Origin of the sequence: Pseudomonas sp. BNK-44-b (genome assembly GCF_047456245.1) — a bacterium.
Taxonomy (GTDB): domain Bacteria; phylum Pseudomonadota; class Gammaproteobacteria; order Pseudomonadales; family Pseudomonadaceae; genus Aquipseudomonas; species Aquipseudomonas machongensis.
Genome location: NZ_CP179908.1, coordinates 4,942,412 through 4,957,938, shown reverse-complemented (window position 1 = coordinate 4,957,938; position 15,527 = coordinate 4,942,412). Strand labels below are relative to the sequence as shown.

At 63.7% G+C, this 15,527-nt stretch carries 11 protein-coding genes; 5 read left to right on the top strand and 6 right to left on the bottom strand.

Annotation, left to right across the window (positions count from 1 at the left end; all coding sequences use genetic code 11):
* Positions 1-71 precede the first annotated feature (71 nt).
* The 3 genes from ACMGGG_RS22480 to ACMGGG_RS22470 all read left to right on the top strand — a co-directional run bounded on the left by ACMGGG_RS22480 (position 72) and on the right by ACMGGG_RS22470 (position 3,199).
* Positions 72-1,490: an FAD-dependent oxidoreductase gene (locus ACMGGG_RS22480; protein WP_414154456.1), complete on the top strand. Its 1,419-nt coding sequence runs from the start codon at positions 72-74 to the stop codon at positions 1,488-1,490.
* 179 nt (positions 1,491-1,669) lie between these two features.
* A complete protein-coding gene (gene hemE / locus ACMGGG_RS22475; RefSeq protein ID WP_063541595.1) occupies positions 1,670-2,734 on the top strand; it encodes a uroporphyrinogen decarboxylase in 1,065 nt (354 codons plus the stop codon).
* Between the two features lie 117 nt (positions 2,735-2,851).
* The gene (locus ACMGGG_RS22470) at positions 2,852-3,199 is read left to right on the top strand and encodes a YgiW/YdeI family stress tolerance OB fold protein (RefSeq protein WP_054891196.1); all 348 of its coding nucleotides are present in this window, start codon (positions 2,852-2,854) and stop codon (positions 3,197-3,199) included.
* Between the two features lie 48 nt (positions 3,200-3,247).
* Here ACMGGG_RS22470 and ACMGGG_RS22465 read toward each other — a convergent pair whose 3' ends face one another.
* A complete protein-coding gene (locus tag ACMGGG_RS22465) occupies positions 3,248-4,492 on the bottom strand; it encodes an MFS transporter (protein WP_063541593.1) in 1,245 nt (414 codons plus the stop codon).
* Positions 4,493-4,599: 107 nt separating this feature from the next.
* Between ACMGGG_RS22465 and ACMGGG_RS22460 the strand changes: the two genes are divergently transcribed.
* Positions 4,600-5,505 carry a LysR family transcriptional regulator gene (locus ACMGGG_RS22460; RefSeq protein WP_414154455.1) on the top strand — a complete coding sequence of 302 codons (906 nt, stop codon included), beginning with the start codon at positions 4,600-4,602 and terminating at the stop codon, positions 5,503-5,505.
* 52 nt (positions 5,506-5,557) lie between these two features.
* Complete coding sequence (locus ACMGGG_RS22455; RefSeq protein WP_054891199.1) at positions 5,558-6,331, top strand: ParA family protein; 774 nt, start codon at positions 5,558-5,560, stop codon at positions 6,329-6,331.
* On the opposite strand, the gene trxC is transcribed toward ACMGGG_RS22455, so the two are convergent.
* The 5 genes from trxC to betA form a co-directional block, all read right to left on the bottom strand.
* On the bottom strand, positions 6,328-6,762 hold the full coding sequence (trxC, locus tag ACMGGG_RS22450; protein ID WP_063541589.1) for a thioredoxin TrxC: 435 nt from the start codon (positions 6,760-6,762) through the stop codon (positions 6,328-6,330). The two genes, ACMGGG_RS22455 and trxC, sit on opposite strands and share 4 nt — an antisense overlap.
* Before the next feature lie 73 nt (positions 6,763-6,835).
* On the bottom strand, positions 6,836-8,296 hold the full coding sequence (gene selO, locus ACMGGG_RS22445) for a protein adenylyltransferase SelO (RefSeq protein WP_414154454.1): 1,461 nt from the start codon (positions 8,294-8,296) through the stop codon (positions 6,836-6,838).
* A gap of 163 nt (positions 8,297-8,459) precedes the next feature.
* Positions 8,460-11,765 carry a mechanosensitive channel MscK gene (mscK, locus tag ACMGGG_RS22440; protein ID WP_054891202.1) on the bottom strand — a complete coding sequence of 1,102 codons (3,306 nt, stop codon included), beginning with the start codon at positions 11,763-11,765 and terminating at the stop codon, positions 8,460-8,462.
* Positions 11,766-11,799: 34 nt separating this feature from the next.
* The gene (locus ACMGGG_RS22435) at positions 11,800-13,542 is read right to left on the bottom strand and encodes a potassium/proton antiporter (protein ID WP_054891203.1); all 1,743 of its coding nucleotides are present in this window, start codon (positions 13,540-13,542) and stop codon (positions 11,800-11,802) included.
* A 255-nt stretch (positions 13,543-13,797) separates the two neighbouring features.
* Positions 13,798-15,495, bottom strand: a complete 1,698-nt coding sequence (betA, locus tag ACMGGG_RS22430) for a choline dehydrogenase (RefSeq protein WP_054891204.1) — start codon at positions 15,493-15,495, stop codon at positions 13,798-13,800.
* Between the last annotated feature and the right edge of the window lie 32 nt (positions 15,496-15,527).

Below are 15,527 nucleotides of genomic sequence, written 5' to 3'. Positions count from 1 at the left end.
CGCCCGGCTTAAGTGATCGTCTTGCGGCTTGCAGCGTGTAGCTTGCAGCTGCTGTTGAGAGGTTTTGAAAAATGGCTGAACGTCTGAGCAACGACTTCCAGTTCATCGAAGTGGGCCGCAAGGACCCGAAGAACAAGCTGCTGCGCCAGCGCAAGAAGGAGTTCGTCGAGATCTACGAACCCTTCAAGCCGCAGCAGTCCGTGGAGCAGGCACACCGCTGCCTGGGCTGCGGCAACCCCTATTGCGAGTGGAAGTGCCCGGTACACAACTTCATCCCCAACTGGCTGAAGCTGGTGTCCGAAGGCAACATCCTGGCGGCGGCGGAGCTGTCGCACCAGACCAACACCCTGCCGGAAGTGTGCGGCCGCGTATGCCCGCAGGACCGCCTGTGCGAGGGTGCCTGTACCCTGAACGACGGGTTCGGCGCAGTGACCATCGGCTCGGTGGAGAAGTACATCACCGACACCGCCTTCGCCATGGGCTGGCGCCCGGACATGTCCAAGGTCAAGCCAACCGGCAAGCGCGTTGCGATCATCGGTGCCGGCCCTGCGGGCCTGGGCTGCGCCGACGTGCTGGTGCGTGCCGGTGTAACGCCGGTCGTGTTCGACAAGAACCCCGAGATCGGTGGCCTGCTGACCTTCGGCATCCCCGAGTTCAAGCTGGAAAAGACCGTGCTGAGCAATCGCCGCGAAGTCTTCACCGGCATGGGCATCGAGTTCCGCCTGAACACCGAGGTGGGCAAGGACATCACCATGGAACAACTGCTCGCCGAGTACGATGCAGTGTTCATGGGCATGGGCACCTACACCTACATGAAGGGCGGTTTCCCAGGTGAAGACCTGCCGGGTGTGCACGACGCTTTGGACTTCCTGATCGCCAACGTCAATCGCAACCTGGGCTTCGAGAAGTCGCCGGAAGACTTCATCGACATGCAGGGCAAGAAGGTCGTGGTGCTGGGCGGTGGCGACACCGCGATGGACTGCAACCGCACCTCCATCCGCCAGGGCGCCAAGGCCGTGACCTGCGCCTATCGTCGCGACGAAGCCAACATGCCTGGCTCGCGCAAAGAGGTGAAGAACGCCAAGGAAGAAGGCGTGAAGTTCCTCTACAACCGCCAGCCCATCGCCATTGTCGGCGAGGACAAGGTGGAAGGCGTCAAGGTGGTCGAGACCCGTCTCGGTGAGCCAGACGCCCGTGGCCGCCGCAGCCCCGAGCCGATCCCGGGCTCCGAAGAGATCCTTCCGGCCGACGCCGTGGTGATCGCCTTCGGCTTCCGCCCGAGCCCGGCGCCTTGGTTCGAACAGCATGGTATCCAGATGGACAGCCAGGGCCGCGTGGTGGCTCCTGAGAAGGGCAAGTTCAAGCACCAGACCAGCAACCCGAAAGTCTTCGCCGGTGGCGACATGGTGCGCGGGTCTGACCTGGTGGTGACGGCGATCTTCGAAGGGCGTACCGCTGCTGAAGGGATCCTGGACTACCTCGAAGTCTGATCCTGGTTATTCGCGGGGCAAGTCGGAGCGTCGAACCGCCGTTCCGACTTGCCCCGCGATGCATTTTGTATACAGAAATCCTTGATCCATGGCACCCGATAGACAAAACGCATGGCCCTGGCCGTGCCTTTTGCGCTGGCGTCTGAGAAAATGCCCGCACTTTTTTGCTGGATGCCGACATGACTGCCCTGAAGAACGATCGTTTCCTGCGTGCACTGCTCAAGCAACCCGTAGACGTGACCCCAGTCTGGATGATGCGCCAGGCCGGCCGCTACCTGCCGGAGTACCGCGCCAGCCGCGCCAATGCCGGCGACTTCATGAGCCTGTGCATGAACCCGCAGTTCGCCTGTGAGGTGACGCTCCAGCCGCTGGACCGCTACCCGCTCGACGCCGCAATCCTCTTCTCCGACATCCTCACCATCCCCGATGCCATGGGGCAGGGCCTGTACTTCGAGACGGGCGAAGGCCCACGTTTCAAGAAGGTCGTCAGCACCCTGGCCGATATCGAGGCGCTGCCGATTCCCGATCCGCACAAGGACCTGGGCTACGTGATGGATGCGGTCAGCACCATCCGCCGTGAGCTCAACGGGCGCGTGCCACTGATCGGCTTCTCCGGCAGCCCCTGGACCCTGGCGACCTACATGGTCGAAGGCGGCTCGTCGAAAGACTTCCGCAAGACCAAGGCGATGTTGTACGACCAGCCCGAGGCCATGCACCTGCTGCTCGACAAGCTGGCACAGTCGGTCACCAGCTACCTCAATGGCCAGATCAAGGCCGGCGCTCAGGCAGTGCAGATCTTTGACACCTGGGGCGGTGCACTGTCGGCAGCGGCCTATCAGGAATTCTCCCTGGCCTACATGCGCAAGATTGTCAGCGGTCTGATTCGCGAGCATGAAGGGCGCAAGGTGCCGGTCATCCTGTTCACCAAGAATGGCGGCCTGTGGCTGGAAAGCATCGCCGAGGCCGGTGCCGACGCACTGGGCCTGGACTGGACGTGCGAGATCGGCGACGCCCGTCGTCGCGTCGGTGACAAGGTTGCGCTGCAGGGCAACATGGACCCGACCGTGCTGTACGCCAAGCCCGAGGCGATCCGCAACGAAGTGCAGCGGATCTTGGCCAGCTACGGCAAGGGCAGCGGCCATGTGTTCAACCTGGGTCATGGCATCACGCCGGAGGTGGACCCGGAGCATGCCGGTGTGTTCATCAACGCCGTGCACGAGTTCTCGGCGCAATATCACCAGTAGAATCGGCTATCTCGGCAAAACGCCCGGCCCTGTGCCGGGCGTTTTGCTTCATTAAGCTTCAATTCAGCGATCGTCGGTAATCTGGAGCCATCAAAACGCAAACAGGACCCGATCATCATGAAAGCCCGTTACCTGCCCCTGATCCTCGCCCCACTGTTCAGCACCGCCGCTCTCGCTGCCGGCTACACAGGCCCGGGCGCCCAGCCGGTGACCACCGTCGCTGCCGCCAAGGAGGCCGCCGATGATACCCCGGTAGTGCTGCAAGGCTATGTGACCAAGAAGATCAACAACGACGACAAGTACGAGTTCAAGGACAACACCGGCACCATCACCGTCGAGATCGACAACGAAGACCTGCCGGTAACCCCGTTCAACGACAAGACCAAGGTCAAGCTGACCGGCGAGGTGGAGAAACACCTGATGAGCCGTGAAGTGGATGTGGATATCGTCGAGATCGTCAACTGACGAACACCGTTTCGCGGCGGTTCTGCGCCCCGAACCGCCGCGAATGCCTCACACCGATTTAGGTGCCAGCTTGCTCAGGTGCAGCGCCACCAGCAACGCCACCGCCAGCAGGCCGCCGATGAACAGGCCGATGCCGTTCCAACCGGCGTAATGCCAGAACACCCCGCCCGCCGTCCCGGCGACACTCGATCCCGCGTAGTAGCAGAACAGGTACAGTGAAGAGGCCTGCCCCTTGGCCTTGAGCGCGCGTCGACCAATCCAGCTGCTGGCCACCGAATGGGCACCGAAGAAGCCGAAGGTGAACACCAGCATCCCGACGATCACCACTGGCAATGGGGTGAACAGGGTCATCAGCATGCCAGCGGCCATCACCAGGATGCTCGCCCAGAATACCCTGCGACGCCCCAGCCGGTCAGCCAGCGCGCCGACCTGTGCCGAACTGTAGATGCCTGACAGGTACACCACCGACAGCAAGCCGACCAGTGCCTGGTTCATGTGATAGGGCTCGGCCAGCAGGCGATAGCCGATGTAGTTGAACAGGGTGACGAAGGCGCCCATCAGCAGGAAGGCTTCGAGGAACAGCCAGGGCAGGCCGGCATCCTTGAAGTGCATGAGGAAGCCATCGAGCAGATTGCGCGGCTTCAGCGACTGCGCGCGGAAATTGCGCGATTCCGGCAGCACCTTCCAGAACACCACCGCGGCCAGCAGCGCCAGGCCGCCGATCACCAGCATCGCGGTGTGCCAACTGACGAAGTCGATCAGCACCCCGGTGATCAGCCGCCCGCTCATCCCGCCGATCGCATTGCCACCGATGTACAGGCCCATGGCCAGGCCGATGTGCTGCGGGTGGATTTCTTCGCTCAGGTAGGTCATGGCCACCGCCGCCAGGCCGCTCAGCGACAGGCCGACCAGTGCGCGGGTGGCAAGCACGCCTTCCCAGGTTGGCATCACTGCGCTGGCCAGTGTCGCCAGGGCAGCGCACACCAGGGCCGAGACCATCACCGGTTTGCGCCCGATTCGATCGGAAATGGGCCCGGTCACCAGCAGCCCGAACGCCAGCATGGCGGTGGATACTGACAGCACCAGGCTGCTCTGCGCAGCGTTGATCGAAAACTCTTGCGACAGCAGCGGCATCATCGGTTGCACGCAGTAGAGCAGCGCGAACGTGGCGAAACCGCCGCTGAACAGCGCCAGTACGGTTTTCATGAAGGCTGGCGTGCCTTTTTCGATCCACAAGTCGTTCAGGGGAGGCACTTCAGGTTCGGTGGGGAGGGGGGCTACAGCAGTTTTCACGGGCGATACCTCTGGCGCAATGAAAAAAGCATATAGCTGGCTAATGATTAGATCCAATATATTGTTCGACCTATTTGATAGCTTTAGCGACTTGTTTGGAGCCGATCATGGAACTGCGCCACCTGCGTTACTTCATCGCCGTCGCCGAAGAACTGCACTTCGGCCGTGCGGCCCAGCAACTGGGCATCTCTCAGCCGCCCTTGAGCCAGCAGATCCAGGCGCTGGAACAGGAACTGGGGGCGCGTCTGTTCGAGCGCACCAATCGTCGGGTCGAGCTGAGCGAGGCCGGACGACTGTTCCTCGAGGAGGCGCGCCAGGTGCTGGCGCAAGTCGACAAGGCGGCCGACGTGGCACGTCGCGCGCAGTTGGGCGAGCTGGGCGAGATGAAGATCGGTTTCACCTCGTCGGCACCCTTCACCTCGAGGATTCCTCAGGCGATCCACGCCTTCCGCCAGCGCTTCCCGGCGGTGCACCTGCACCTCAAGGAGATGAGCAGCCGTGAGGTGGTCGATGCGGTGTTCGACGAATCCATTGAGGTCGGCCTGATGCGTCCGCTGCCGGTGCCGGAAGGGTTGGCGGTCACCGAGTTGTTTCGCGAGCCGCTGGTCGTGGTGCTCAATGCCTCTCACGCGCTGGCGCTGGGCAGCGAGCAGGGCCTGCGAATGCGGGACTTGGCTCACGAGCCGTTCGTATTCTTCCCACGCAGCTACGGCAGCGGTCTGTATGCGCAACTGATGGACCTGGCACGCCAGGCAGGCTTCAGCCCGCATTTTGCCCAGGAAGCCGGTGAGGCGCTGACCATCATCGGGTTGGTCTCGGCGGGCCTTGGGGTTTCGGTGTTGCCCGCGTCGTTCCAGCGCATCCGCATCGACGGCGTGGTGTACCGCACGCTGCTCGACGAGCAGGCGACCAGTGCGGTCTGGCTGGTGCGTCGCGAGGGCGCGGGCTCGGCGATGGCCCGGGCGTTCGTCGACCTGCTGGCGGGCCTGGAAAAGCCCGAAGGTGCTGGCTAAACCGCTGCGCCGGACACATACTCGGGCATTCCCTGATACACGGAGGTCAGTCATGCGGCGCGTGGTGTTCAATCAGAAAGGTGGCGTGGGCAAGTCGAGCATCGCCTGCAACCTGGCGGCGGTCAGTGCCAACGAAGGCTACCGGACCCTGTTGATCGACCTGGATGCCCAGGCCAACTCGACCCAGTACCTGACTGGGTTGACGGGTGACGACATCCCCATGGGTATTGCCGATTTCTTCAAGCAGAGCCTGTCCAGCGGGCCGTTCAGCAAGAAGAACAAGGTCGATATCTATGAAACGCCCTTCGACAATCTGCACGTGGTCACCGCCACCGCCGAGCTGGCCGACCTGCAGCCCAAGCTCGAGGCCAAGCACAAGATCAACAAGCTACGTAAATTGCTCGATGAGCTGGACGAGGACTACGAGCGGATCTACATCGATACCCCGCCAGCATTGAATTTCTATGCGGTTTCCGCGTTGATCGCCGCAGATCGTGTGCTGATTCCCTTCGATTGCGACAGCTTCTCGCGCCAGGCCCTGTACGGCCTGCTGGCCGAGATAGAGGAACTCAAGGACGACCACAACGAAGACCTCCAGGTAGAGGGCATCGTGGTCAACCAGTTCCAGTCACGTGCCAGCCTGCCTCAGCAGATGCTCGACGAGCTGCTCGCCGAGGGCCTGCCGGTGCTGCCGGTCTACCTGGGCAGCTCGGTGAAGATGCGCGAATCCCACCACGCCAGCCTGCCGCTGATCCACCTGGAGCCGCGGCACAAGCTGACGCAGCAGTTCGTCGAGTTGCACTCGCTGCTCGAAGAAAACGCTTAGATCCCTTGGCTGCGCACCCATTCCAGCAACGACTGGAGTGGAAACGCCCCCGCCTGGCGGCTGACTTCGCGGCCGTTCCTGAACAGGATCAGGCTGGGGATCGAACGGATGCCCAGTTGCCCGGCGAGGTTGCGGTTGGCCTCGCTGTCGAGCTTGGCCAGGCGGCAGCGGCCGCTGAGCTGGCGGGCCGCCTGTTCGAAGGTCGGTGCAAAGCTCTTGCACGGGCCGCACCAGTCGGCCCAGACGTCCACCAGCAAAGGCAGGTCGCCCTTTATCTGGCTGGCGTAGGTGCTTTCGCTGAGCTCGAAGGGCTTGTCGAGCAATACCGCCTGCTTGCAGCGCCCGCATTTCGGGCTGTCGCCCAGGCGTTCGCTGGGCAGGCGGTTGAGGCCGTTGCAGTGCGGGCAGGGGATTACCAGTGGGTCGGACATGTTTTCTCCGCAATAGGCTTCACATATAACCTGTGACAGCGTGCAAGCCCGCTGTCACAGGATCAGGTGTTGTTCAGGAAGAACAGCTGATTTCCAGATGCTTGCCCCACTCTGGTGGTCGCTCGGCATAGGTTTGCATCCCAGATTGCTCCTCGAATGGCTTGCACAGTACCTGGTGCAGCCGTCGCACTTCACTGTAGTCCCCACCTTCGGCCGCCTCGATGGCGCGCTGCGCCAGATAGTTACGCAGGATGTACAGCGGGTTGACCGCATGCATGCGCTCACGCCGACCTTCGGCGTTGCCCGCTTCGCGCTGGCAGCGTGCGAGGTAGTCGGCGCTCCAGGCGTCGAAGCCGGCGAGGTCGATGAAGTCGTCGCGGACCACTTTCAGTGCCTGTTCCACTGGCTGCTCGCCAAGGCGGCGGAAGAACAGGGTGTAGTCCACGCCGCCACTCTGCATGCGCTGCAGCAGGCGTTCGACCAGGGCCATGTCGTCGTCTTCGGCGGTGGTCAGGCCGAGACGGCGGCGCATCAGGTCCAGGTAATGGGCCTGGTACAGCGGCAGGAACAGGCCGAGCGTCTCCTTCAATGCCTCCACTTCGATCACCGTGGTCAGGGCCTGGGCCAGGGCGCTCAGGTTCCAGTGGGCGATCGGTACCTGGTTGGCGTAGCTGTAGCGGCCGCGATCGTCGGAGTGGTTGCAGATGAAGTTGGCGTCAAAGTCGTCGAGGAAAGCGTAGGGACCGAAATCGAAGGTGATGCCCAGGATCGACATGTTGTCGGTGTTCATCACCCCGTGGCAGAAGCCATAGGCCTGCCAGCGCGCGATCAGCTCGGCGTTGCGCTCGACGATGTTGCGGAACATCGCCAGGTACGGCTGCTCGGCGTCGCGGCATTCGGGGTAGTGCTGATCGAGCACGTGATCGATCAGCACGCGTTGTTGCTCGGGCTGCTGGGTGTAGTAGAAATATTCGAAATGACCGAAGCGCACATGGCTCTGCGCCAGTCGCAGCAGCATGGCCGCGCTTTCGCGGGTCTCGCGCCACACCGGGGTGCTCGAGCCGACCACGCATAGTGCCCGGCTGCTGGGAATGCCCAGGGCGTGCAGCGCTTCTGAGGCGAGGAACTCACGGATCGACGAACGCAGCACCGCGCGGCCGTCGCCCATGCGCGAGTACGGTGTCTGGCCGGCGCCCTTGAGGTGCAGGTCCCAGTGCTCGCCCGCGTCGTTCAATACCTCGCCCAGCAACAGGCCGCGGCCGTCACCCAGGCGCGGGTTGTACGAACCGAACTGATGGCCGGAATAGACCATTGCCCGTGGGTCGGCTTCTTCCCAGAGCTTGTGGCCGCTGAACAGCTCGGCGAACACGGGCTCATCGGCCTGGGCTGGGTCGAGGTCGAGCAGGGCCATGGCCGATTCGCTGGCGACCACCAGGCGCGGCTCGGCAATCGGCTCGGGCAGCACCTGGGTGGAGTAGGTGTCGCCGAGTTGGGCGAAGCGGTTATCGAAGGTGAGTTGGTCGAGGGCTTTCACGTGGCCGGCTCCTGGCTATCGGTGACATGGTGCCGCCTTGCGGCCCTGCGCGGGGCAAAGCCCGCACCTACAGAACTCGGTTTCCTGTGGGAGCGGGCTTGTCCCGCGATCGAGGGCGAAGCCCTCGCAGGCATTCTGGGCGCTTGCACCCATCAGCGTCCACTCAGCTCGGTGGCGTGCTGTCGGGTTTGCTCTCCAGCGGGATCATCTGCTGCTTGCCGCCCTTGGTGTCCATCAGGAACACCTCCACCTGGCGCACCGAGATCTTGATGTCGTGGGCCTTGAACTCACGGTTGATGTAGCGGTTGATCTCGTCCAGCGTCGGGTTGCGGTCGCCCAGGTCGCGCACGTGCATGCGCAGCTCGTGATCCAGCGAGCTCTCGCCGAACTGCAGGAAATACACGATCGGCTCAGGGTCCTTGAGCACACGTGGGTTTTCGTGGGCACCCTTGAGCAGCAGGTCGCGCACCAGGTCCAGGTCGGAGCCGTAGTCGATGCCCAGCTTGAGCGTCACTCGGGTAACCGTGTCGGTCAACGACCAGTTGATCAACTGGCCAGTGATGAACGTCTTGTTGGGGACGATGATGTCCTTGCGGTCGAAGTCGGTGATGGTCGTGGCGCGAATGCGGATCTTGCTCACCGTGCCGGACAGATTGCCGATGGTGATGGTGTCGCCGATCCGCACCGGGCGCTCGAACAGGATCATGATGCCGGAGATGAAGTTGGCGAAGATCTCCTGCATGCCGAAGCCCAGGCCCAGAGACAGGGCGGCGACCAGCCACTGCAGCTTGTCCCAGCTCACCCCAAGGGTGGCCAGGGTGCTGACGATGCCCACCCCGACAATCACGTAGGACAGCAGCGTGGTGATCGCGTAGGCACTGCCCTGGGCCAGGCTCAGGCGCGACAGCACCAGCACTTCCAGCAGGCCTGGCAGGTTGCTGGCCAGGGCGATGGTGATGCCGGCGATGACCAGCGCACCGAGCAGGTCGCCGAGGCTGATCGGCACCATGCTGGCTGCCGCGCCGGTGCCGCTGGCGTATTCGTACAGGGTGACGTTGTTGAGGTAGGAGAACACGGTGATCAGGTCCGACCATACCCAGTACAAGCCACCGATGAAGCCACCGAGCAGGGCCAGGCGGATCAGGCGCAGGGACTGCTGGTTGACCTGCTCGATGTCCAGGGTCGGTTCCTCGATGATGACTTCGCCGTCCAGACCTTCCTTGGCAGCCGCGCGCTTGCTCAATGCGCGCTGGTAGGCCAGGCGTCGCGCCGCCACCGACAGGCCACGGACGAACGCCGCCTCAATCACCAGCCAGAACAGCAGCAGGTAGAGGGTATAGATCAGGCGGTCGGTGAGTTTCAGTGCGGTGTAGTAGTAGCCGAAGCACACCGCGACGAACAGTGCGATCGGCAGCGCGGTGAACGCTACCCCGACCGCCTTGCGGAACAGCGACGTGTCGCGGTGCGCCGGGCTGCTCAGCAGCAGGCGGCTGAGCAGCCAGGCCATCAGCGCATAGCACGCCAGCACCACGCCGATGCCCAGCACGTCGTCGGCCAGCGCCGAAGGCTGGTGCTCGGCCACCGCGACCACACCCACCAGGGCCAGCACCACCGTGCCGAGCCTGCGTACCCAACCGCGCAGGAACTCCACCTGCGGCTTGTGCCAGCGGAAGTGCACCTCGGCCACGCCGCCGGGGGCCAGCACGCGGTAGGCGGTGTAGAACACCAGCCAGGCCTGGGCCAATTGCCACAGCGCAGCGCCGAGGTTGGCGTTCTGGCCGCGGGCGTCGATCTGCAAGGCATAGCTGCACAGCGCCAGGCCCAGGCTTACCGGCATGGCCAGGAGGATGTTGATGAGGATCGCTTGTGGCGTGTGCCACTGGCTGTCGCGACGGAAGTGGCCGATGTCCTGGTGCACCTTGCCCAGGCGCTGGTACAGGTACTTGCGCCGCCACAGCAGCGCGCCGATCACCAGCAGCAGCGGCAGGAACAGCAGCGGGCGCTGGCTCAGGCCGTCGGCCAGTTCCTTGATGCCCGAGCCCCAGGGCAGGCTGGCGACCTGGTCGGCGAAGCGCTCGGGCACATAGCGCAGCCAGTCCCAGTCCAGCGGCTTGTTGCTGGGGATCCAGAACATCTGCTCATCGAGGGTGGTGCGCAGGTTCTGCGCGGTGCCCAGCAGTTGCTTCTGGTTGAGCTGCAGGGTGATGGACTCATTGAGCAATGCTGAAAGCTCGCGGTTCAGGCGCTCGAGCAGGTCGCTGCGGGTGATGGCGACTTCCAGCAGCGCCTTGCGCAGTTGCGGGGTGACATCCTGCTCAGGCTGGGTGGACAGCAGCTTGTCGACGTAGCTGACCGGGCTGCTCATCTGCTCGCGCTGCTGGTTGACCTCGAACTGGTACAGGCGAATATCGGCGATCTGGTCGGCCAGGTCGCGGTCCACCTTCAGGTGCGGCAGCGCCTGCTTCTGCTTGTAGAGGATCTTCGACAGCAGCAGGCTGCCCTTGAGCACGTTGATCTGCTCGTCCAGCGCCTGGTCGGCCTGGGTCAGGGTGTCGAGCTGCTGCTTGGTCTGCAGGTTCTGCTGGGTGAGTTCGTTGAGGCGGTCGGTGCTGCGCAGCAGGTAGTCGGAGAGCTTGAGGTTGGCGGCGCTCTCGTTGGCCAGCAGGGTGCTGCCGCCGGCTTTCTGCGCTTCGATCGACTGCTGGGTGACGGTCTGTTGCGACTGTGCCAGGCGCTTCTCGTTGATCAGTGTCTGCAGGTCCTGGATCTCTTGCTCCAGGCGTGCGGCACGCTCGATCAGCAGGTCGTGGCGGGCGTTGCCCAGGTCCTGCAGCAGGCTATTGCCGGCCAGCTCCTGGCGGCGCAGCAGGGTGAGGGCGTTGAGCGAGGCCAGTTCGGCGTTGAGCTGGTTGCGCTGGTCGGCGGAAATTGCCTTGCCGTTGTCCTTGCCCGACTTCAGCGCGTTGTTGATCTGCTGGGCGCGGGTCTGATTGTTGCTGATCTCGGCCTGGGCACGTTCGGGGCGGGTCTGGGAGTTGATGATCAGGCTGTTGGCTTCGGACAGCGCCTTTTGCAGCTCGCCCTGCTGGGTGCTGCGCTCGCTGAGCATCTGCTCGAGCTGCGGTACGCTGAGGCTGGCATAGCGCTGGGCCACGGGCGTGACCTTGCTGTCCTTGAGCTTGGCCAGTTCGCGCTGGCTGTCGCGGGTTTCCTGGGGGGCACCGGCCAACTGCTGTTTGAGGTCGGCGAGTTTCTTCTCGCTATCCTCTTTGCTCGCGATCAGCGTGAGGGTCTGTTCCAGGACCTGCTGGAGCGCCTTCTGCTCGGGCTCCGGCAGCTTGCGCTCGGCAATCTTGTCCAGGCTGTTCTGAATACCGGGAGCGGCCGGCACCTCGGCCGCCACAGCGGCGAACGACAGGGAAAGGCACAGCCCGAGGAGGGCTGCGCGGGCATACACGCGCAGGGACATAGGCAGACTACTTGCGAGAGGGCACTAACGGAGTTTAGAGGAACAGCCCCGGGCCGGGCCGGGTTCCTTCGGGGAATCTGACGCCCACTTTCTGGATCTTGTTCCCGTCCATGGTCGCGACCGTCCAGATCGTGCTGTGCCATTCGACCTGGTCGCCTACGACTGGAGCGCCTCCGACCTTCTGTCGGATGAACTGCGCCAACGGCATTTTCGCATCCAGGCCGTCGAGTTTCAGGCCATAAAGCGCTGCCACCGCGCCGAGTTCGGCATCGCCTTCGAGGACGAAGTCGCCGAAGAAGCGCAGGTCCAGGCCGCGCTGTGGCGCCTGGCTGAACAGTTTGCCCAGGGCGGGCAGGTTGTGCTCGTGGCCGATTACGCAAAGCATGTCGCCGACCTCCAGCACGGTACTGCCCGAGGGGTGCAGCAATTGCTCGCCACGGAACAGCGCGGCGATACGCGTGCCCTCGGGCATCTTCAGCTCGCGCAGGGCTGCGCCGATGCACCATTTTTCCGCGCCCAGGCGGTAGACGAAGAGCTCCCATTCGCTGGTGATATGCACCTCGAGCGCCGAGCGCGAGATCGGCGCTGGATCTGGCGGCACCGTGACCTTCAGCAGCTTGGCCATCCACGGCAGGCTGGTGCCTTGCACCAGCAGCGACACCAGCACGATGAAGAACGCCAGGTTGAAGAACAACTGCGCATCCGGCAGGCCCGCCATCAGCGGGAACACCGCAAGGATGATCGGTACCGCGCCGCGCAGGCCAACCCAGGAAATGAAGCCCTTTTCGCGCCCGTGGAACGCCTTGAACGGCAGCAGTGCGGCCAGCACCGACAGCGGGCGGGCGAAGAGGATCATCCACAGCGCCAGGCCCAGGGCGGGCAGGGCGATGGGCAGCAGGTCGTGCGGGGTGACCAGCAGCCCCAGCACCAGGAACATGCCGATCTGCGCCAGCCAGGCCATGCCGTCGAGCATGTGCAGGATGCCGTGGCGGCTGCGGATCGGCTTGTTGCCCAGCACCAGGCCGCACAGGTAGACGGCAAGGAAACCGCTGCCGTGCAGGGCGTTGGTCAGCGAGAACACCACCAGGCCGCCGGCGACCACCAGGATCGGGTACAAGCCGCCGGCCAGGTTGATGCGGTTGACCAGTTGCAGCATCAGCCAGCCGCCGCCCAGACCCAGCAGGCCGCCGATGCCGAACTCGCGCAGCAGGTGGGTCAGCAGGCTCCAGTGCAGGCCGGTCTGGCCGCTGGCGATCATGTCGATCAGGGTGACGGTGAGAAATACCGCCATCGGGTCGTTGCTGCCCGACTCGATCTCGAGCGTTGCCGTGACCCGTTCGTTCAGGCCTTTGCCACCGAGCAGCGAGAACACCGCCGCGGCGTCAGTAGAGCCGACGATGGCGCCGATCAGCAGGCCCTGGATCAGGCTCAGGTCGAACAGCCAGGCAGCGACCATGCCGGTAAGGCCGGTGGTGATGAGCACGCCCACCGTGGCCAGCGACAAGGCTGGCCACAGGGCCACGCGGAAACTCGCCACCCGCGTGCGCAGGCCGCCGTCGAGCAGAATCACGGCCAGCGCGAGGTTGCCCACCAGGTAGGCGGTCGGGTAGTTGTTGAAGATGATGCCGCCACCATCGACACCGGCGACCATGCCGACCGCGAGGATGATGACGAGGATAGGGATGCCCAGACGCGACGACAGAGAGCTGACCAGGATACTTGCGCCCACCAGCAGTGCGCCGATCAGGAACAGGCTGTTGATGGTGCTGGCATCCAAAGGCAGGTACTCCGGGATATCGCAGAAAGATGACTTGACTGGCAAGTCGCGTGCCAATCGATTCTAACCTGATGAATTGCCAGCATGTAAAGCGTTTCTGCAGATGTACAAAAGGCACCGCGGTGGGTGCCTTTTGTTGTGCTGACTATGCGGGCCCTTTCGCGGGCAAGCCCGCCCCCACAGATTCACCACAGGCATGAAGACTTGTGCAGTACCTGTGGGAGCGGGCTTGCCCGCGAAGAGGCCGGTGCAGGATTACGCCTGCTTCACCTCACGCATCGGCTTGCCCTTCACCGGCGCACCGTTGGCCTTGTAGTACTTGGCCGTGCTGCGTGGCAATGGCTTGCGGCCACGGATCTTGTCGGAGATTTTCTCGGCGATCATGATCGTGGTGGCGTTGAGGTTGCCGGTGATGATGATCGGCATGATCGACGCATCGACCACGCGCAGGCCTTGCATGCCATGCACGCGGCCTTCGCCATCGACCACCGCCATGTCGTCGGTGCCCATCTTGCACGAGCAGGACGGGTGGAACGCGGTTTCGGCGTGCTCGCGGATGAATTTGTCCAGCTCTTCATCGGTCTGCACGTGCGCGCCTGGGCTGATTTCGCGACCGCGATACGGGTCCAGCGCCGGCTGGGCCATGATCTCGCGGGTCAGGCGGATGCCGTCGCGGAACTCTTGCCAGTCCTGTTCGGTGGCCATGTAGTTGAACAGGATGCTCGGGTGCTGGCGCGGATCCTTGGACTTGGCCTGGATACGGCCACGGCTTGGCGAACGCATCGAACCCATGTGCGCCTGGAAGCCGTGTTCTTTCACGCCGTTGGAGCCGTTGTAATTGATCGCCACCGGCAGGAAGTGGTACTGGATGTTCGGCCATTCGAACTCAGGACGGGTGCGGATGAAACCACCGGCCTCGAACTGATTGCTGGCGCCGATGCCGGTGCCGTTGAACAGCCACTCGGCACCGATGGCCGGCTGGTTCCACCACAGCAGCGAGGGGTACAGCGACACCGGCTGGGTGCAGGCGTACTGCAGATACAGTTCCAGGTGGTCCTGCAGGTTCTCGCCGACGCCCGGCAGGTCGTGGACCACCGGAATGTCGAGGCTCTCCAGCAGGGCGCGCGGGCCGACACCGGAGCGCTGCAGCAGCTGCGGCGAAGCGATGGCGCCGGAGCTGACGATGACTTCCTTGCGGGCACGGGCTTCAACGCGCTCTTCGCTGTCACCGACCAGATAGGTCACACCCACGGCGCGCTTGCCTTCGAAGAGTACGCGGTCGCTCAGGGCGTGGGTGACGATGGTCAGGTTAGGGCGCTTCTTGGCCTGGTCCAGGTAGCCACGGGCGGTGCTGGAGCGACGACCGTTCTTGGTCACCGAACGGTCCATCGGACCGAAGCCTTCCTGCTGGTAGCCGTTGAGGTCTTCAGTGCGTGGGTAACCGGCCTGTACACCGGCTTCGACCATGGCATGGAACAGTGGGTTGTTGCCAGCTTTTGGCGTGGCAACGCTGACCGGGCCGTCGCCGCCGTGGTAGTCGTTCGGGCCGATGTCGCGGGTTTCGGCCTTGCGGAAGTACGGAAGGCAGTCGAGGTAGGTCCAGTCTTCCAGGCCTGGCAGTTCAGCCCAGCCGTCGAAGTCCATGGCGTTACCACGGATGTAGCACATGCCGTTGATCAGCGAGGAGCCACCCAGGCCCTTGCCGCGGCCACATTCCATGCGGCGGCCATCCATGTGTGGCTCAGGGTCGGTCTCGTAGGCCCAGTTGTAGCGGCGGCCTTGCAGCGGGAAGGCCAGGGCCGCCGGCATCTGGGTGCGGAAATCGAAGCGGTAGTCGGGGCCGCCTGCTTCCAGCAGCAGCACCGAGACGTTGGCGTCTTCGGTCAGGCGGGTGGCCAGGGTGTTACCGGCCGAACCGGCACCGACGATGATGTAATCGAATTCTTGGGACATGCAAAGTACCCTCGTTGGCAGTGTTCAGGGAG